13 protein-coding genes are annotated in these 19,006 nt (G+C 42.3%); 7 read left to right on the top strand and 6 right to left on the bottom strand.

Features of this window, described 5'->3' with window-relative positions; translation table 11 throughout:
* Nucleotides 1–290 precede the first annotated feature (290 nt).
* Nucleotides 291–1,199: a lysine exporter LysO family protein gene (locus AY605_RS11670; RefSeq protein ID WP_064096557.1), complete on the bottom strand. Its 909-nt coding sequence runs from the start codon at nt 1,197–1,199 to the stop codon at nt 291–293.
* A gap of 67 nt (nt 1,200–1,266) precedes the next feature.
* Nucleotides 1,267–2,763, bottom strand: a complete 1,497-nt coding sequence (locus tag AY605_RS11665; RefSeq protein ID WP_064096556.1) for a flavin-containing monooxygenase — start codon at nt 2,761–2,763, stop codon at nt 1,267–1,269.
* A 144-nt stretch (nt 2,764–2,907) separates the two neighbouring features.
* On the opposite strand from AY605_RS11665, the gene AY605_RS11660 reads away from it, so the two are divergent.
* The 5 genes from AY605_RS11660 (at nt 2,908) to AY605_RS11640 (ending at nt 10,013) form a co-directional block, all read left to right on the top strand.
* A complete protein-coding gene (locus tag AY605_RS11660; protein WP_064096672.1) occupies nt 2,908–3,915 on the top strand; it encodes a helix-turn-helix domain-containing protein in 1,008 nt (335 codons plus the stop codon).
* Nucleotides 3,916–3,999: 84 nt separating this feature from the next.
* Nucleotides 4,000–5,151 (top strand): cell division protein ZapE, encoded by a 1,152-nt coding sequence (gene zapE / locus AY605_RS11655; RefSeq protein ID WP_064096555.1) that lies wholly within the window; start codon nt 4,000–4,002, stop codon nt 5,149–5,151.
* Nucleotides 5,152–5,516: 365 nt separating this feature from the next.
* Nucleotides 5,517–7,682 (top strand): malate synthase G, encoded by a 2,166-nt coding sequence (locus AY605_RS11650; protein WP_064096554.1) that lies wholly within the window; start codon nt 5,517–5,519, stop codon nt 7,680–7,682.
* Between the two features lie 127 nt (nt 7,683–7,809).
* Complete coding sequence (locus AY605_RS11645) at nt 7,810–9,258, top strand: aldehyde dehydrogenase family protein (RefSeq protein ID WP_081406368.1); 1,449 nt, start codon at nt 7,810–7,812, stop codon at nt 9,256–9,258.
* 92 nt (nt 9,259–9,350) lie between these two features.
* A complete protein-coding gene (locus tag AY605_RS11640; protein ID WP_064096553.1) occupies nt 9,351–10,013 on the top strand; it encodes an SOS response-associated peptidase in 663 nt (220 codons plus the stop codon).
* A gap of 78 nt (nt 10,014–10,091) precedes the next feature.
* On the opposite strand, the gene AY605_RS11635 is transcribed toward AY605_RS11640, so the two are convergent.
* Nucleotides 10,092–10,556 carry a MarR family winged helix-turn-helix transcriptional regulator gene (locus AY605_RS11635; protein WP_064096552.1) on the bottom strand — a complete coding sequence of 155 codons (465 nt, stop codon included), beginning with the start codon at nt 10,554–10,556 and terminating at the stop codon, nt 10,092–10,094.
* Nucleotides 10,557–11,302: 746 nt separating this feature from the next.
* Between AY605_RS11635 and AY605_RS11630 the strand changes: the two genes are divergently transcribed.
* The gene (locus AY605_RS11630) at nt 11,303–12,826 is read left to right on the top strand and encodes a TerC family protein (protein WP_064096551.1); all 1,524 of its coding nucleotides are present in this window, start codon (nt 11,303–11,305) and stop codon (nt 12,824–12,826) included.
* Between the two features lie 570 nt (nt 12,827–13,396).
* Here AY605_RS11630 and thiM read toward each other — a convergent pair.
* The 3 genes from thiM to AY605_RS11615 form a co-directional block, all read right to left on the bottom strand.
* Nucleotides 13,397–14,245: a hydroxyethylthiazole kinase gene (gene thiM / locus AY605_RS11625; RefSeq protein ID WP_081406367.1), complete on the bottom strand. Its 849-nt coding sequence runs from the start codon at nt 14,243–14,245 to the stop codon at nt 13,397–13,399.
* 32 nt (nt 14,246–14,277) lie between these two features.
* Nucleotides 14,278–15,438, bottom strand: a complete 1,161-nt coding sequence (locus AY605_RS11620; RefSeq protein ID WP_064096550.1) for a hypothetical protein — start codon at nt 15,436–15,438, stop codon at nt 14,278–14,280.
* A 160-nt stretch (nt 15,439–15,598) separates the two neighbouring features.
* Nucleotides 15,599–15,856, bottom strand: a complete 258-nt coding sequence (locus tag AY605_RS11615; RefSeq protein WP_064096549.1) for a hypothetical protein — start codon at nt 15,854–15,856, stop codon at nt 15,599–15,601.
* A 360-nt stretch (nt 15,857–16,216) separates the two neighbouring features.
* On the opposite strand from AY605_RS11615, the gene pepN reads away from it, so the two are divergent.
* Nucleotides 16,217–18,823 (top strand): aminopeptidase N, encoded by a 2,607-nt coding sequence (pepN, locus tag AY605_RS11610; RefSeq protein WP_064096548.1) that lies wholly within the window; start codon nt 16,217–16,219, stop codon nt 18,821–18,823.
* Nucleotides 18,824–19,006 lie beyond the last annotated feature (183 nt).

Raw genomic sequence — 19,006 nt, 5'->3', positions numbered from 1 at the left:
AGGAACAGAATGATCTAATTCAAAGTGTTCAACAGGCGGAACAGCTTCAGCAACAAGAACAGCAGCAATAACAGGCAAGCTCAACAGATTGGACAGCGGGAATTGATGTGGTCAGTTTGGCATCTGATGCTATCAGTCTGGTTTCGGATGTTGTTGAAACAGTAGGCGATGCCTTAAGTGATATTGATTTAAGTTTTTAGTCAGCCCTCTCAGCCTCCTTGTTTGTGTTTCGTTTTAAAACCCTGCTTTAAAACTGACTCAGGGAAGAGAGTGAGAAAGCGATAAAGTAATTAAATCACTGCCAGTACACTTACCATGACTGGTGCTAACAGTGACAAAATGAAACCGCTGACCATAGCATGCGGAATAAAATCATGCCCGCACGCCTGTTTAACCATCGGTAAAGTCACATCCATTGCAGTTGCACCCGCTGCTGAAATCGCAGATCTTGGATATCTCCAGCCCATACAATACATCAGTAAAATGGCAAAAATTTCTCTAAACAGGTCATTCATCAGGGCGATACTGCCGAGTTCAGCGTTACGAAGTTCCGTGACAACGACGCCTGACATCGAATAAAAGCCATAGCCTTGTGACAGCATGATCAAATCTTTCAGATCCATCTGGGTATTCCAGAATGAATATGCGATGACTGCAAATAATGAACCAAAAATACAACCGATCGGGACCAGTAGAATTTTAAAATTTAACCAGGATCGATCTAAGGGTGAGTTGGCCAGATCTAGGCCAATCATGAACATAAATACCAGTAATAAATGCCAGGTGCTGATTTGCAGGGACAGATCAAATAGACTCAAGCCTGCATGTAAAAAGTATCCGCCGGCGAGAGCCAAAAAGGCATAGCTCATGTTCAGTAGGGATTTAAGCACCAGGTCGACGGATACCCGACCGGAACTAGGAAGATAACCTGCCCATTTAAATAGAAGATAACAAAATGCAAAAGCACCGAGTGAAGTCAGAAAGGCAATACTGATCGAGGTGCTCAGAATCTGGAGAGGATGCTGTAATTCATCGACAAGCTGTGAAAATTCAAAGGCAATTGCAATCAATAATACATAGCTAAAATAGGGCAATAGCTTGAAACAGATTTTAATAATAGGTTGCGGAATTCGTTTTGCCATAGCAAAACCGAGTGCTAGACAGAATAGAAGCTGAAAGATGAGCCAGAGCGATTGCATAAGTTTAATGGATTGAAAAATTTACCTTTAAATTATGCCATCGCTTGATATCGGATGCTAAAGTCTTTTAGGTAAGTTTATTGAATAATTGATAATCTGCAGCATTGATTTTTTTGGTTTTTAGCCAGTATTTCCAGGTATAAGTCGGCCACAAGGCGAAATTCTTACCACCTTCCTGCTGATACCAGCTTACACAGCCAGATTGCCAAACAGTCTTTTCAAACATATGTTGCACCTGCTGATTAAATGTATCTTGCGCCTGCTCTTTGACCATGATGGCATCACTATGAGATTGATCGACTAGTTTTATTAGTTGCAAGATATACTCAACTTGCGCCTCGATCATAAAAATCACAGAATTGTGCGCCAATAAAGTATTGGGTCCCAATAACTGAAACAGGTTTGGAAAATCTTTTACACAAATTCCATAATAGCTTTCAGCGCCTTGTTTCCAGACGTCATTCAGCTCTGCACCATGGAGTCCGGTGCATTGGAAATTCTTCATATAGATACGTGGATCTGTAATGAATCCGGTACCATAAATCAGACAGTCAATCGGCCGCTCTTTTCCATCTTGTGTAATGACACTGTGTTCAGTCAGTTCCTGAATCTTCTCGGTCACCAGTTCTACATTGTGGCGGTTAAAAGTCGGAAAGTAGCGGTTTGAAACCAGAATGCGTTTACAGCCCATGATGTAATCGGGAGTCAGTTTTTTGGCCAATTCAGGATTTTTAACCTTATATTTAATCAGCAGTTCTGCAAGTTTTTGGGTGAATTTCATTATGCCAGGTTTGACAATCGGTACGACGCGCGATTCATTTGACCAATACAGGCGGGTGCGATGTAACTTTCGAAACCAGTCATATTTTTTAAATAGTTTCTTTTCAAAGTCGGGGTAGACACGTTCATCACGAGGAATGATCCAGGCCGCTGTACGTTGCATGACGTAAAGTTGTTTGCATTGTGGAGCGATTTCCGGAATATATTGAATCGCGCTACCACCTGTCCCGATTGAAGCAACATTTTTGCCATTCAGGTCATATGTGTGATCCCATTGTGCGGAATGAAAGACTTTGCCCTGAAATTTCTCAATACCGGGTATATGTGGGATTTGGGGAATATGCAATGGCCCAGAAGCGAAGATAACGAACTGGGCTTCAAGGATACTTTGATCCTGAAGCTGTAATTGCCATAGACAGCGATCTGCCTGGTAATGTGCAGCCAGAACTTCAGTATTTAAACGGCAGAAAGCACGGAGATTATAGTCAGTTACCAGATCCTGAATATAAGAAAATATTTCTGGTGCTTCAGCGTAACGCCTGGACCAATTGCTTTTTGGAGCAAATGACAGGGAATACAAATGTGATTGCACATCACAGGCTGCTCCCGGATATTGGTTATCTCGCCAAGTCCCACCAAAATCACTTCCTTTTTCCAGAATAACGAAGTCATAAATACCATGTTGCTGTAAACGTATTGCCATGGCAATACCGCCGAAACCGGCTCCAATAATGGCAACTTTGGTATGGGGATGGGAGCCTGTAGCAGTGGCGTGATCTAGCATTTATACATTCCTTGCTTATTTTAATGTGGGATATTTATCGTAATCTGCTCCTTAGTGATTAGACAGAAAATTGATCTAAACGGCAATAGCCGGCATATTATTTTTATAGTACAACTAGAGAAATCACATTGTACTTGTATGGTTATGAAACGTTCTGTTCTCAGTCTGATGTATTTGATTCAAGGGATGCGTAAGGCTGGTATGCAGGTCGATCAGAAACTGCAAAACATTGGGCTGCGTGTAGATGCCTTTGATCCAAGCTCGATTATCCATCCGAGTCTGGAAAATGATGTGCTCAAGGTGGTGGGGCAGGAAATTCAGCCTGAACAAGGATTGTTGATTGGCCAGCATTATGCCTTGGCAGGCTATGGTCCCTTACTCATGTTGCTGGTGACGAGCCCTACGGTACGTGATGCACTGAATCAGGTGATCCGTTTTCAGCAGTTGACGCATCTGACCGGTCAATTGGCTTTGGAACACAGCGAACATTATAGTGCGCTATGTTATCGAGCCAAGCAGCTAGATGATCATTTGGGAATGTTGCTGGCACAGGCGGAGATTTCCGGAACTTTTAAGTTTATCCGGGAAATTTACAAAATGATGGGTTTATCCAAACCTGATTTGCGGATTGAGTTGCCATTTGCCTATCCGGCAAATCCGAATACCTTAAAGATCTATCATGATTATTATGGTAATCAAGTACAGTTTGATGCACCTCGGGCGGCATTCTGGTTTGATGAAGCAGTTCTGGATATTAAAATTCCCTCGAAGGATGAGGAAACTTTTGCAGTCTATGAAGCCAAATGTCTGGCTGAACTGGAACGGTTGCAGGAGGACGAAAAGACACCGACTGTGGTGCAGCGGGTGCAGGATTATCTGGAAATCCAAAGCGGTCTGATGCCAAGTATGGCTGAAACTGCACAGGCACTGAATATTCCGGAACGAACCTTGCGGCATCAGTTACAGCAATGTGATACCAGTTATAAGCAGATTCGTGAAGAGATTATTAAAGATAAAGCTTTACGATTAATTGAATATAAGCAGTATTCGATTGAAATGATTGCAGAATTATTGGGCTATTCCGAGCCGGCCGCTTTTAACCATGCCTTTAAACGCTGGTTTGGGCAAAGTCCTCGGCAATATATAAAATAGCCTAAGTTTGTTTATGCCAAAGTGTTATAGCGTGTTGATTAAACTCCGTTATAATTAAATTGATCCCAAATAGTACGAAATTCTATGTCCGATTTTAATTCACAGCACAGCACCGCCTTTAGTCCGATTTCTCCTGCAGAACGTTATGCACAAGCAATATCTTCTGGACAGTTTATGCCTGATGAAGCACAAGCGATGGCAGTACATGAACTGAATCGTGTCTGGCTGGAATTAATTCAGCGCTTTAAGGCATCGAAAAAAGCATTCCGCCGTTTTCGCCGTCAGACATCTCCGAAAGGGGTATACATGTGGGGTGGGGTGGGGCGTGGCAAAACCTGGCTCATGGATCAGTTCTATGATTCCATTCCGTTTCGCCGTAAAACCCGGATGCATTTTCATCATTTTATGCAGCATGTGCATCGTGAATTAAATAAGTTATCCGGGCAGCGTAATCCGCTAGATATTGTAGCGGACCGGATTTATAAAGAAGCTGTCGTCATCTGTTTTGATGAGTTTTTTGTATCGAATGTGACAGATGCAATGATCTTGAGCGATTTATTCCAGAAGCTGTTTGAGCGCGGCATTACCTTGATCGCTACCTCGAATATTGCACCAGACGGGTTATATAAAAACGGCATTCACCGTGACCGTTTCTTGCCAACGATTGAACTGGTCAAGAAAAACTGTGTGGTATTAAATGTCGATGCCGGAGTCGATTACCGTTTACGGGTTTTAAAACAGGCACAACTGTTTAAATTCCCGTTAACGCATGATCATAAAAACTGGATTGCGCAGCGTTTTAATGCTTTGACCCAGACTCAAACACGCTCTGAAGAACCGATTATTATCAACAACCGTATTGTTGAAACCGTAGCGCATACCGAAGATGTATTGTGGTGTGAATTCTCTGAACTATGTTTAAAACCACGTAGCCCGGCTGATTTTATTGAAATCGCCAATATTTATAATACTGTTTTGGTCAGCAATGTTCCCCATCTAACCGATTTTCTGAGTGATGGCACGCGCCGTTTTATTTATCTGGTCGATGAATTTTATGACCGCGGCGTCAAGTTGCTCTTGACTTCGGAAGATAATATTGTGGATATTTATCAGGGAGAGAAGCTGGCCTTTGAAATTGAACGAACCCGTTCCCGTTTGCTGGAAATGCAGTCGGATGAATACCTGAATTCAGAACATCGTCAGATCGAGAAAATAGTCTCGTTAAACGAAGAATAACAATAAAAGCGCTGGTTATTTACTGGCGCTTTTTTATAAAAATAGGTACTTAAATTATCGACAAGCCTGATCAAACATGGCTTAATCTTGATCTAAATATGATCGTGTATAACTAGAATGCATAATTTTTGCTCGAAAATCTGAACTTAAGTCTAATTTCTACATTTCGAAAACTTTATACACTGTCATTAGGGTATTTAGCATAATGATATCTAATTGTGACTGAGATGGATCAAATATGTTTATGAGGGTATTCATATTGGAAAAAATGCTCAGTATTTAGCAATGTGATAATACTATTCAGCTAGATTTTAATCGGTATACTAGAATCTCTTGTATAAAAAGTAGCAATATCAGGAAAGACAATGACTGCACGTATTCAAAAAGGCAAGTTAGCGATTGCTAAAGAACTTTACGATTTTATCGAAAATGAAGCACTACCAGGTTCTGGTTTGGACAGCGAAACATACTGGAAGAACTTTGAACAAGTCGTTGTTGATCTTAGCCCTAAAAATAAAGCACTTTTGGCTAAGCGTAATGACATTCAGGCAAAAATTGACGAATGGCACCGCAATAACACATTTGAATTACAAGCTTACAAAGCTTTCTTGACTGAAATTGGCTACTTGTTACCAGAAGTAGAAGATTTTCAAATCAGCACCGAAAATGTAGACGAAGAAATTGCAGTATTGGCAGGTCCACAGTTGGTCGTACCAGTACGTAATGCACGTTACTGCCTGAATGCAGCGAATGCACGTTGGGGTTCATTGTACGATGCACTTTATGGCTTTGATGTGATCTCTGAAGAAGATGGCGCAGAAAAGGGCAAAGGCTATAACCCGAAACGTGGTGAGAAAGTTATCGCATTTGCGAAAAACTTCTTGGATGAAACTTTCCCGCTGGCGCAAGGCTCACATGCCGAGGCGACTCAATACGCGGTTGAAGGCAGTAAACTGGTTGTAACCCTGAAAGATGGTTCAACCACAACGCTTGCAGATGCGTCTAAATTTGTAGGTTATAACGGTGAAGCCTCTGCACCAACAGAGGTTGTTTTAAAAAACAACGGCCTGCATGCCATCATTCAAATTGATGCCACTAGCCCGATTGGTCAAACTGACGCTGCTGGCGTAAAAGATGTGGTACTTGAGGCAGCTGTAACTACCATTCAAGATTTGGAAGACTCGGTTGCAGCAGTAGATGCCGAAGAGAAAGTTGAAGGTTACCGTAACTGGTTAGGCCTGATGCGCGGTACGCTGGAAGAATCCATCGAAAAGAATGGCAAAACTGTTACACGTAAACTAAATGAAGACCGTACTTTCAAAAATGTTGAAGGCGGTGAAACTAAGGTTCACGGTCGTTCATTGATGTTACTTCGTAACGTGGGTCATTTGATGACCAACCCGGCAATTCTGGTAGATGGCGAAGAAATCTATGAAGGCATCATGGATGCTTTGGTGACCCCGCTTCTTACTATTGCTGACATTCGCGGTGAAAACACGATCAAGAACTCACGTAAGGGTTCGATGTACATCGTGAAGCCAAAAATGCATGGTCCTGAAGAAGTTGCATTTGCAGTTGAACTGTTCGAGCGTGCTGAACAGGCACTTGGCTTACCTGCGAAGACATTAAAAATCGGTATCATGGATGAAGAACGCCGTACATCTGTAAACTTGAAGAACTGTATTGCTCAAGCCAAAGATCGTACCATCTTCATTAACACAGGCTTCATGGACCGTACGGGTGATGAAATCCATACCTTAATGGAAGCAGGTCCATTCGTTCGTAAGGGCGAGATCAAAGGCCAGGTATGGTTCCCAGCATACGAAAACCGTAACGTGATGATTGGTCTGCAAGCAGGTCTACGTGGTAAAGCACAAATTGGTAAAGGCATGTGGCCAAAACCAGACATGTTGCTTGACATGTACAAGACCAAGACTGAGCATCCTGAAGCGGGCGCAAGCTGTGCATGGGTACCATCTCCAACAGGTGCGGTGATTCACGCGATTCACTATCATCAAATCAATGTGGCAAACCGTCAGAAAGAGCTTCTTGCGACTGAAGCATTGCCACTTGATGACTTGTTAACGCCACCGCTTGCAAAAGATACCAACTGGACAGAAGAAGAGAAGCTCAAAGAGCTTGAAAATAACTGTCAAGGTATTCTAGGTTATGTCGTGCGTTGGGTGGATTTAGGCGTGGGTTGTTCTAAGGTGCCAGACATTAATGATGTCGGTTTAATGGAAGACCGTGCGACACTCCGTATTTCTTCACAACATGTTGCTAACTGGTTACGTCACGGCATCGTCAGTCGTGAGCAAGTAGAAGAAGTCATGCAACGTATGGCAAAAATTGTGGATGAGCAAAATGCCAATGATCCACTTTATACGCCAATGTCTAATGACTTTGCCAACAATATTGCATTCCAGGCAGCGTCTGACTTGATCTTTAAAGGTGACGAGCAACCATCAGGCTATACTGAACCACTTTTACATGCAGCGCGTTTAAAACTGAAAGGTTATACAGGTGACTAATCCTGTCTAATTGAAAAAGCCTCTTCGGAGGCTTTTTTATTGTCTAATGGTAAGCCGTTGTCGTTCTGACTGGAAATTTTCTAGCCGAACTCTTAAAGTGAGGAAAAGTATTCCAGGAAACAATAAAATGATGACGGTATATCAAAATTTAGACCAGCAGTTTATTCATGGCCAGTGGCAAGCCGGTACTTCAACCAGAACTATAAAAAATGTTAATCCTTATACCCAGAGTGAAATTTTTAGTATGCCAGCTGCCAGTTCTGTTGACGTAGACAGTGCTTATACCGCAGCAGCGCAGGCTTTCCAGCAAGGTGCCTTGAAATCCATTGAAGTACGTAAAACAGTGCTGCACAATGTGATCTCAATTATTCAGCAGCGTCGTGACGAAATCATTGACTGGCTGATCATTGAATCTGGTAGTACACGTATTAAGGCAGGCCTTGAGATAAATGCTGCTTTAGGCATTATTCAGGAAAGTCTGGCTTTTCCAGACCGGATCCAAACAGAACAGCTGGAAAGTAAGGATCCGGCACGTAAAAGTTTAGTTTTGCGTAAGCCTTTAGGCGTGATTGCTGTCATTAGCCCATGGAACTTTCCATTTCATTTGTCTTTACGCTCAGTAGCAACAGCAATTGCCTGTGGCAATACAGTTGTACTGAAGCCAGCCAGTGATACCCCCGTGACTGGCGGCACATTAATCGGCAAACTCTTTGAAGAAGCAGGGTTAGCTGCAGGTGCTTTGAATATCGTTGCCGGTGCTGGCAGTGAAATCGGGGATTATTTTGTTGAGCATCCGGTACCCAAAATGATTTCATTTACCGGTTCGACTGAAGTGGGAAAAAGTGTCGGTAGCAAAGGTTTAGCCAGTTCCCGAATCAAGCGTCTGGCGCTGGAGCTGGGGGGTAATGCACCTTTGGTCATTCTAGATGATGCTGATCTTGATTTGGCTGTTGAACTGACCTTGATGGGGCGTTTTTTGCATCAGGGGCAAATTTGTATGAGTACCAACCGGGTTATTGTCGATGCCTCTATCCATGATGCATATGTAGATAAGCTTCTGGATCGGGTCAAAATGATTCCGGTGGGTGATCCAAATCTGGAAGATACCGTGATCGGACCAATCATTAATCAGAGTCAGGTCAAAAAACATCAGCAGATCATTCAAACGGGCAGCGAGCAGGGCGCGCAACTGGTCTATGAAGGAGGCATTGAAGGAAATCTGGTTTCTCCGCATATTTTTATTGATGTCGCTGAAAATTCCGATCTGGCACAACAAGAAAGCTTTGGACCGATTTTACCTATCCTAAAAGCCCGTGATGAAGCACATGCTTTAGAGCTGGCCAATGCAACCGATTTTGGTTTGTCCAGTGCCGTATGTACTTCAAACATCGAGCGAGGCACTGCTTTTGCGGCACAACTGGATATTGGTATGACGCATATTAATGGGATTAGTGTTGCAGACCAGCCGAACGCACCTTTTGGGGGGGAGAAAAATTCAGGACTGGGACGTTTTAATGGACGCTGGATTTTTGAAGAATTTACCCGCACGCACTGGCTGACGGTTCCAAGTGAATAATAGTAAATAATATAAACTTACCTATAATCCATACAGGTTCACTGCAGGCGCCAAGTTATAATCTGTAAATCAAATGATTTATCTGATGAAGCATGTGCGCCAATTTTAAACCTTTAACCCTAGAGCAGTTGCATAATCTGGAGTTGCCAGAAATTTCTTTTGAATATCCAGAAGAGGTCTATCCCAATTATGCCACACCACTTTTATTTCATTCAGCTCAAGGACCAGAGTGGCGGTTGGTGAACTTTGGTCTTATTCCGAAATGGGCAGAAGATAAAAAAATAGGAACCAAAACCTATAATGCCAGAAATGAAACTTTACTTGAAAAGCCTACCTTTGCTGAAGCTACTGCCAAGTGTCATTTTGGTGTCATCCCGGTATCAGAATTTTATGAGTCGAAATATTTCGACAATAAGCCGCAACGTTGGGGAATAAGACGTAAAGATGGTCACGCAACTTTTATCGCGGCCATCTATGAGATTGCTCGGATACAAGGAGAAATTATACGCTCGGCCAGCATGATAACCATGGATGCAATTAATCATCCAATGATGAAAGAATTTCATGAGCCGGGTAATGTCAAACGATCGGTGATTGTAATTCCTCAAGAGCGCCTAAAAGAATGGTTAACACTAGGTCATCCAGCTATTCACAGCTTTGTAGAGGGTTTTCCGGTAGAAGAGTTTGAATGTTCACATGTACCTAAAGAAAAAATCAAAAAAGTCAGTGCGCAACTAAACTTTTTTGATTCTTAGAAAGCTCTGGCGAATTATTTATTATTAAAAGTATGTAAGAAATTCGCCAGCGTCTATTTAAAATAAAAAATGAGACTCTTAACGAGCTAAATTTTTAAAAATATGACGTAAACTTTCCATGGTTTTTTCAATTTGCAAAGGTGTCAGGCCTTCAAAGGACTGTTCCAGGACAACATTGGTCAGGTCATTGATCTTATGGGTCATTTGCGTGCCTTTTTCGGTCAAAATCACCCGGGTAATCCGTGCATCATCCTCACATGAATAGGTTTCAACCAGACCTTCATCTTTTAAGCGGTAAACAATTTTCGTCGTGGTCGACATTTTAGAGACAACCATCTCTGATAAGTCAGAAACACTGGCATGCGGTTTGGATTTTAAGGCAAGAAGAATGCGGCGACGTGAATTGTCAACACCATACTTTTTAAGTGCATGGTCGACATTAAGGACGTATTGAGCATGAACCTGAGTTACCCAATAATATGGAAAGTTTTCTAAATTAAATTCTTCCGTACACGGCAAAAATTTTGCATATTTTTTAGTCATGAAATGTTCCTTGTATTTATTTTTCTAGGGCCCGTTCATTTTATGAAAAAGTTTATGCATGTTTCAACCTTTATTTTAAAAATGTTAAGGTCCTGACACTTTTTAGTTTTGCTTAACAGCCCAAGATATTGACGAGTTCTGCACGTCAGCCCTTTCAGGAGTAGGGATTGCTCATTAAAATCAGATAAAAGGCGATAACATTTTGTTAAAATTTAATTCTTCATTGGATATTTGGCTTGTAGAAAAGTGTTGTAGGACACTTGATGATTACTCATCAGGCGCTCCAAATAAGTTTTCGTATAATATATTGTATTTTAATAAATTAACTGATTAGGAGGAGAGGACGGTAAAGTAGTTTAGAGAACTTCCTAGACTGCTCATTCGAAGCTAAACTTTTAAGTGATTGTTCCTTCAATGAAAAAATATTTTATAGTTCACTTCTCAAATCACATTAAAAATAAGAGGGATAATCTATCTATAGTTAACTTATGATGATTTTTCATTAAATTATAATAAGTTATGTAGAAAAACTTGAAATTAATCAATTTCAGCATCTGCTAGATAGTTAAAATGCCGCGGTAACCATATGACCATGTAATTTTTTTGTAAATTAATACATTACAAAATATTCAGTTTATGCATAATGGAATGGTCTTAAGTTGCATAGGTTTTATTTTAATGGATCCCTCGCCGTGCGTTGATCTTCCATCTCTATTTCTAGCTTACTCGAACGGGGTAATTCTCTAATGGAATTTTTATTAGATCCCGGAATCTGGGTAGGTTTAATTACTCTTATTATTCTCGAAATTGTTTTAGGTATTGATAACCTAGTCTTCATTGCCATTCTGGCTGAAAAACTTCCTCCTGAACAACGCGATAAAGCGCGTGTTGTCGGTTTGTCACTCGCATTATTCATGCGTCTAGGCCTGTTATTTGCGATTGCCTGGTTGGTCACTTTGACACAACCATTGATTACTGTGTTTGACTGGACCTTCTCCGGTCGGGACCTGATCTTGTTATTTGGTGGCTTGTTCCTGGTGTATAAGGCCGTTACTGAGCTGCATGAAAAAATTGAAGGCAAACCTGAAATCACAGTATCTACCAACGTGGTATATGCAAGTTTCACTGCCGTTGTTGCACAGATTGTTGTTTTAGATGCTGTTTTCTCTTTAGATTCAGTGATTACCGCAATTGGTATGGTCGACAATATTTATGTCATGATGGCTGCTATGATTGTCGCAATGGGCGTGATGCTACTGGCATCGAAACCATTGACCAACTTTGTGAACCGTCATCCAACCGTGGTGATTCTGTGTTTAAGTTTCCTGCTTTTGATTGGTATCAGTCTGATTGCAGAAGGTTTTGGCTTCCATATTCCAAAAGGCTATATCTATTCAGGTATTGGTGTCGCGATCATAATCGAAGCATTTAACCAGTTCGGTCAGCGTAATGCTGCTAAACATGAATCGAAGATCCCTTTGCGTCATCGTACGGCTGACTCGATTCTGAAATTGATGGGCGGTAAGCTGGAGACGACTGATACTCAAAATAATGAGGCACAAGAAACCTTTGCAGATGAAGAGCGTTATATGATTGGTGGGGTGCTTACCCTTGCAGAGCGTTCAGTCGCTTCGATCATGACGCCCCGAAGCCAGATTTCATGGGTCGATCTGGAAGATAGTCCAGAAGAGATCCGTGAAAAAATTCTTTCCGTTCCACACAGCCTGTTCCCGGTATGTCGCGGTAGCCTGGATAAGGTCATTAGCGTAGTACGTGCAAAAGAATTACTGGATGTACTGGAAGAGCCAGAAGAATTAAAAGCACTGATCAAACGTCATCGTCCAATTTATATCTTTGAAAGAATGAAAGTTATTGATGCGATCAATACCTTGCGTACTTCTAAGGGTTCTTTGGTTCTGGTCAGCGATGAATTTGGTAATGTACAGGGTCTGATTTCACCGCTGGATGTGTTTGAAGCAATTGCCGGTGAATTCCCGGATGCTGATGAACAGCTAGATCTAGTTAAAATCGATGATACGCACTGGATCGCATCGGGCATGTTAGACCTGTATCAGCTTGAGCTAGAACTTGGCATGATTGATCTGATTGATGAAGATGCTGGTTATATTAGTGTGGCAGGTCTGATTCTAGATAAAACCAACAGTACGGTTGAAGTGGGCACCGAGTTAAATTATCAAGGTGTGCAGTTCAAAGTCACTGAAATTGAAAGCAATCGTATCAAGTCGGTCAGCATTCATTACGCAGGTTAAACAGGTGTTTTAAACACGTTATTTGTTCAAATTCTAAAAGTCAGTTGCTTGAGTGGCAGCTGGCTTTTTTTAATGTATGTCTGTTGAATCTGGTTTATTAAAATAATATGAGCCTTTGTTTAAACTGATTTTTATCAGTTTATTCATACTATATTTCAAGTTCCAAATTGAGCTAAATATGCTGGTATTAGACTAAAAAATTCAAGCCAAAAGAGGTCAAATCGATCGTTAAAAATAAGCATGATCAGGCATTGGGTGTGGATTCATACAGCCTGTTAATCAAAACTTAAAAGTCCTATTTAAATAGGAATAAGAAAATAAACTACAATTCACATGAACTAAATTAACCTTATGCAAAGATATCTTAATTAAAGAAGATATGCTTTTTAAGGAAATCGATATATAAATTTCATGAAGCTCTGCTCATCAAGCAAAGCATTTATCAAAATGCTTGGCACATAAGACTCAAATAGAAGATTTCTATCGATATGGATATAAAAGAAGTAGGTAAACTAGATAGGGGCGTGTTCACCTATTTAAACCTACACACCCCGTAAAGCAGCCAATAAACTAAATGGATTCCGGCAGAATTTTGAAGCTTGCGTATTGTCGGATTGTTTCAGTATTGAGTTGATGGATTTCATCCAGAAAGGCGACATTAAAACTGCCTAACTGTTGTGCGCGTTCAAATGCCAATTGACCGGCAATGGCAAAATGTACATGTGCCGTTAATGCAGCAACGGCGGGAGACGTTACTGCGCTATATGCAGCAATCAGTGCACCGAGCGCACATCCCATCGCCGTGATTCGGGGCTGTAAAGCAGAACCGCCTGACACCTGTATCACAGGATAGTCTCTAGAAATAATGTAATCGGATTCACCGGAGATCGCGATACATTCACAATAATCCAGCAAACTTTGCGCCTGTAAATAAACATCCGCACTGTCTACCGTACTGTCCACACCTTTGGACTCAATCTGCTTGCCGGCCAAAGCACCAATTTCAGAGGCATTACCACGCAAAATGGCAGGATGGAAATGCATCAACTGATCTGCGATGCCTGAACGCCAGTGCAGAACTGTTCCATAACCGACCGGATCAAGCACCCAAGGTTTTTGCAGCTGATGTGCAGTTTCCGCAGCAATCTGCATCGCCTGAACCTGTTCTGTCGTCGGTGTGCCCAGATTCAGACTGATTGCTGCTGCAATCTTGGCAAAACTTTCAGCTTCAAAAGGATTGTCGATCATGGCCGGAGACGCATGTGCAGCCAGTACAATATTGGCGACATGGTTGCTGGCCACCGTATTGGTCATGATATGCACCAAGGGCTGCTGTTGCTGAAGTTTCAACCAGGCTTCACAGATCTGGTCCAGAAGTGTTTGCTGTAATGCTTGCATCGAAGTCGTCATCGTGGTCATTTATAAAAGTGGAAGATAAGTTGTCTATTCGGTCAGCGGGTAAAATAATGGTCTTGATGCTTGCAGCTACGACAGAACAGGCTGACATAGTCACTGGCATCATAATCCACCGACAGTTCCTGTGAGCCGCAGTACATACAACGTTTCTGGGAATAAAATTTCAGGCGGGGTTCGATCTTGTGCCAAGAACGCCACACTGGCTGAAAGAAGATATTTTCATCATAGCCCAGAAAACGGTAAAACAGGATTTCGCTCATCTTGCTAAATGCCAGTTGAGGTGGGCGAGGCAAAGTAGAGGTTTCCCATTTTTCCGTGATGGAACGTTCCCGGTACTGCTGCAAGGTTTTTTTTAGCAGATTGGTATTAATAAAGTTTTCATTACGAGGCTTAAGGGCTTTTTGCTTGTACAGATATTCCAGTCCTGTTTGTACCAGATAATAAATCTGTCCCACAGCCAGTACATCCAAAAGACGATAGCAAAAAGTCTGAAAGCTCTGATTTCCGGCAATCTGCACATTCCAGCTACGGCAATAGAATTGGGCAAACTGAATGATTTCTTCATACAGCAGGCAATAGAGTGCATCTTTGACTTCATCTGCACTTTTAAAGGGCACACCTTGGCCCAGGTTTTGATAAAACCAATTGCGCAGCTGCTGGGTAATGCTGAACAGGGTGGGTTCAGAATAGCCATCCAGACGCACATTAATATAATAGTGCTGGTTTTCCTGCTGGACATCTTTGGGAATCAGCACCTGATCCCGGATCAGGCTTTTCACCAGACCATGTTGGAACAGATAGTTGGGACTGATGGAATAATATCGAATTTGATGCCAGTCAATATATTCGCGGTGCTGGCTATATTCCTGCACCTGTTCATCCAGAATCGCGAGTAAAAACAGTTTATTGATAAAACTGAGCTGATTGAGCTCAAGAACCGGTCGATCCTGCTTTTTATGATATTGCCGGTTTTCCTGTAAACGGACTTCCTTGAGCATGCGTTTACGTTGCGCCAGACAGTGTTCACAATAACAATTGTGCTTTTGATCGGAATAAAGCTGATGCTGGCAATGGCTACATTCATGATAGCTCAGCTCCTGATCATATTGTTCTGCCTCAATCCAATACATCGATGCCTTACACAATGGGCAGTGAGTACTTTCATCAAGCTGTTTTTGCAGAACACTGAATACCATGGTCGCGAGCAACTCTAGAATGGAAGGGCATTTGATTATACACGGCTGATGAGATGCAAACGTAGTGGACTGGCGCAATTTTTTATAATCAAAAACAGCCACACAAACAGGAGAAGAGCTACCGAAGTAGCTCTGATTTTAAAACATGAAATGACACTTTTTAAACCGGGCAGGGTAAAGTATCGTCCTGCTCTCCGCGATGTTTGGCATGAATTAAGGCCTGAACCTTTTTAGAAGGAACTTTTTTGGCACCGAGTGCATCGTAGGTGTTGAGAATGGCAGTCACTTCATGGGCCTGAAGCGGAATGCCTTCACAGCTCATCAAGAGCGCAATCACTTTATGGTCAATATTGGCCTGGTCCAGAGTCTGCAAAGTTTTAATATTTTCAATCCGTATTACATGCTGTTTTAAATACATGACTCACCTCATCATTGTTATCATTATTCTTTCATTGGAAGTGTGGAAAACACAGTTTAACTGTAGCAAGAAGTGTGCTCATTTTTTAATCTGCATTTATGCGGTACTCTGCAAATAAAATTATGTATTTTTAAATCAGTTATTTATGAGAATGTAAGAAATTATGATTCTGACTATTTTTATGGCACAGATATTTCTTATGTAGAGCTGAGTGCTGCCCATTTAGGCAGAATGCATTGAAAGTGGTGCATGAAATGCCCATATTAGATCTGACAATACAAATGCACAGACAGCGTTTCAAACTTGGCGTATGATTTTGACATGAACAATGTCGAACACGATAAAAGATTAGGACAGGACATGAATATTGCGGCAAACCCGGTGATCGAAGCGGATCAAACCATTTATTTAAAAGACTATCAAAAACCTTCCTTTGTCGTCGATTCTGTAGACCTGAATATTCAAGTCTACAGTGACCACAGTCTGGTCAGCAGCAAGCTCGAGATGCAGCGTCAGACAGCTGGCGATCTGGTTCTGCTTGGCCGTGATCTGGAACTGCAATCGATCCGGTTAAATGGTCAACCCCTGAATGCCAGTGACTACCACCTGGATGCTGAACAGCTGGTCATTGCCAATGCACCTGATCAGGTATCACTTGAAATTGTGGTTAAAATCCATCCTGAAAGTAATACGATGCTGGAAGGCTTATATCAGGCCAGCTCAGATCTGTTTGTGACCCAAAATGAACCAGAAGGGTTCCGTAAAATTACTTTCTATCCAGACCGTCCTGATGTGTTGTCGGTCTTTACGACGCGTGTAGAGGCAGACAAGAAATATCCGGTCTTGCTTGCGAATGGTAACCTGCTGGAAACTGGTGAAGTAGATGCCAATCGTCACTATGCCATCTGGCAGGATCCGACCAAAAAACCGAGCTATTTGTTCGCCTGTGTGATTGGTGATCTGGCCGTGATGAAAGATCATTATGTTACTTCGGAAGGCCGCAATGTGGCTCTGGAAATCTATGCAGAAGAAAAAGATATTCCAAAATGCAAGATTGCCATGGAAGCGCTCAAACATTCCATGCGCTGGGATGAGGAGCATTATGGTCTGCCTTATGATCTGGATAACTACATGATTGTGGCGACCAGTGCATTCAACATGGGTGCCATGGAAAATAAAGGTCTGAATATCTTTAATACTTCATGCGTGCTGGCCGATGAAGAGTACACTACTGATGCCGCCATCATGCGGGTGCAGTCAGTCATTGCCCATGAATACTTCCATAACTGGACCGGTAACCGGATTACCTGTCGTGACTGGTTCCAGTTATGTCTTAAGGAGGGCCTGACTGTATTCCGTGACCAGTCTTTCTCGGAAGATTTGCAGTCGGCTGCGGTACAGCGTATTGATGATGTGGCGGTTCTGAAAGCGCATCAGTTCCCGGAAGATTCAGGACCATTGTCACATCCACCGCGTCCGGATCATTTTGTAGAAATTAACAACTTCTATACTGCCACTGTTTATGAAAAAGGTGCGGAAATTAACCGCATGATGGCGACCTTGCTTGGCAAGGAAAAATTCCGCCAAGGTACAGATGAATATTTCCGCCGTCATGATGGTCAGGCGGTAACAGTTGAAGATTGGGTGGCCGCGCTTACAGCAGGTTCAGGTGTGGATCTTTCAAACTTCCTGACCTGGTACAACCAGCCAGGTACGCCTAAACTGCAAGTAAAAGCTGAGTACGATGTAGAGACCCAAATCTATCGTCTCAGCTTTAAGCAAAGCCTGAAACCGCATGCCAAATACCCGAATCTGAAAGCAGTTCCAATTCCAGTTGCTTTAGCACTGTTTGATGCTGAAAGCGGTGAACAGCTAACGCTAAATTCTAAGGCACTCTTTGAAAATGGCGTTAAGGATGGCATGTATCTGTTTGATCAGGATGAGGCAACGATCGAGTTTAGTGGTGTTGCAGCGAAACCGGTGGTGTCCTTGCTGCGCAATTTCTCTGCACCGGTAAATCTGGACTTTGACTATTCAGAAAAAGAACTGGCTTTCCTGTTGCAATATGAGACCAATGGTTTTAACCAGTGGCAGGCGACCCAAACCTTACTTGAACGTATCCTGCTGGATGATCAACCTGCCGAGATCTATATTCAGGCCATGCTTAATACCTTGCCGGATATGATTGAGAAAGATCCACTGCTGGCATCACGTCTATTTGATGTACCATCTGAAGGTTACTTGGGCAGCCGTATTGATCAGGATTATCAGCCAGCCATGATTCAGGAAAAGCGTGAGGCTTTGCTGCATACTCTGGCCCGTGCCTTTGGAGAAACAGCGAAAGAAACTTATCTGAGTCTGGATCCAGATCTGCAATCTGATTTCTCGCAAGCGATGGGGGTGCGTGCCCTGAGAAACATCATGCTGACGATGATGGCTCGTCAGGGAGATGCATCTGCCTTTGATTTGGCCTATGAGCGGTATCATACAGGCAATATGTCTGAACGTTTAGGGGCGCTGAAAGTCCTGGTCTGGAATGATGCGCCACAAGCACAAGAAGCTCTGGCCGATTTCTATAGCCGTTTTGAAGACGAAGCCTTGTCTTTGGATCAATGGTTTATGGTTCAGGCAGCACATCCAAAAGCCACGGATGCAACGATTGCGTATTTGACCCAACATCCGGATTATGATCTGGCGGTGCCTAACCGTATTCGTGCAGTCAGTGGTGGTTTGAATGCCAACCCAGTCAATACCTGGAGCTTTGGCGTACAGCATTTTATTGGTCTGGCAAAATATCTGGATGAGAAAAATCCGATCGTGGGCTCACGTTTGCTACAGGTATTGTCACGCTGGTATACCTTGGCAGAACCGCAACGCAGTGAAGTGAAAGCACAGCTTGAAACCTTAAAGCCACTGGTCAAATCTAAAAACGTGTCTGAGACACTCAATAGTATGCTCAGCGTATAACATTCATTGTTAAAAAACCGGATCGACATGATCCGGTTTTTTTTACTTTTTCAAATGCTGTCTTTAAATACAGTTGAATTTCCCTAAAGGCCGAGTCAAGTATCAAAGGGTGTTACAGTATGATTATACGGAAAAGAGTATTTGTTTATTAAGCTGTAAGCTAGGTAAAGGGATCTACAGATT

Source organism: Acinetobacter sp. SFD, from assembly GCF_001647575.1.
GTDB lineage: Bacteria > Pseudomonadota > Gammaproteobacteria > Pseudomonadales > Moraxellaceae > Acinetobacter > Acinetobacter pecorum.
The sequence above is the reverse complement of the archived record's forward strand: the minus strand, read 5'-3'. Positions and strand labels throughout refer to the sequence as shown.

Bases quoted from the DNA above. Each gene is read 5' to 3' on its own strand.
- pepN (WP_064096548.1), top strand. From the start codon at position 16,217: ATGAATATTGCGGCAAACCCGGTGATCGAAGCGGATCAAACCATTTAT.
- AY605_RS11665 (WP_064096556.1), bottom strand. From the start codon at position 2,763: ATGCTAGATCACGCCACTGCTACAGGCTCCCATCCCCATACCAAAGTT.
- zapE (WP_064096555.1), top strand. From the start codon at position 4,000: ATGTCCGATTTTAATTCACAGCACAGCACCGCCTTTAGTCCGATTTCT.
- AY605_RS11620 (WP_064096550.1), bottom strand. From the start codon at position 15,438: ATGGTATTCAGTGTTCTGCAAAAACAGCTTGATGAAAGTACTCACTGC.
- AY605_RS11615 (WP_064096549.1), bottom strand. From the start codon at position 15,856: ATGTATTTAAAACAGCATGTAATACGGATTGAAAATATTAAAACTTTG.
- AY605_RS11660 (WP_064096672.1), top strand. From the start codon at position 2,908: ATGAAACGTTCTGTTCTCAGTCTGATGTATTTGATTCAAGGGATGCGT.
- AY605_RS11635 (WP_064096552.1), bottom strand. From the start codon at position 10,556: ATGACTAAAAAATATGCAAAATTTTTGCCGTGTACGGAAGAATTTAAT.
- AY605_RS11630 (WP_064096551.1), top strand. From the start codon at position 11,303: ATGGAATTTTTATTAGATCCCGGAATCTGGGTAGGTTTAATTACTCTT.
- AY605_RS11640 (WP_064096553.1), top strand. From the start codon at position 9,351: ATGTGCGCCAATTTTAAACCTTTAACCCTAGAGCAGTTGCATAATCTG.
- AY605_RS11670 (WP_064096557.1), bottom strand. From the start codon at position 1,199: ATGCAATCGCTCTGGCTCATCTTTCAGCTTCTATTCTGTCTAGCACTC.
- AY605_RS11645 (WP_081406368.1), top strand. From the start codon at position 7,810: ATGATGACGGTATATCAAAATTTAGACCAGCAGTTTATTCATGGCCAG.
- AY605_RS11650 (WP_064096554.1), top strand. From the start codon at position 5,517: ATGACTGCACGTATTCAAAAAGGCAAGTTAGCGATTGCTAAAGAACTT.
- thiM (WP_081406367.1), bottom strand. From the start codon at position 14,245: ATGACCACGATGACGACTTCGATGCAAGCATTACAGCAAACACTTCTG.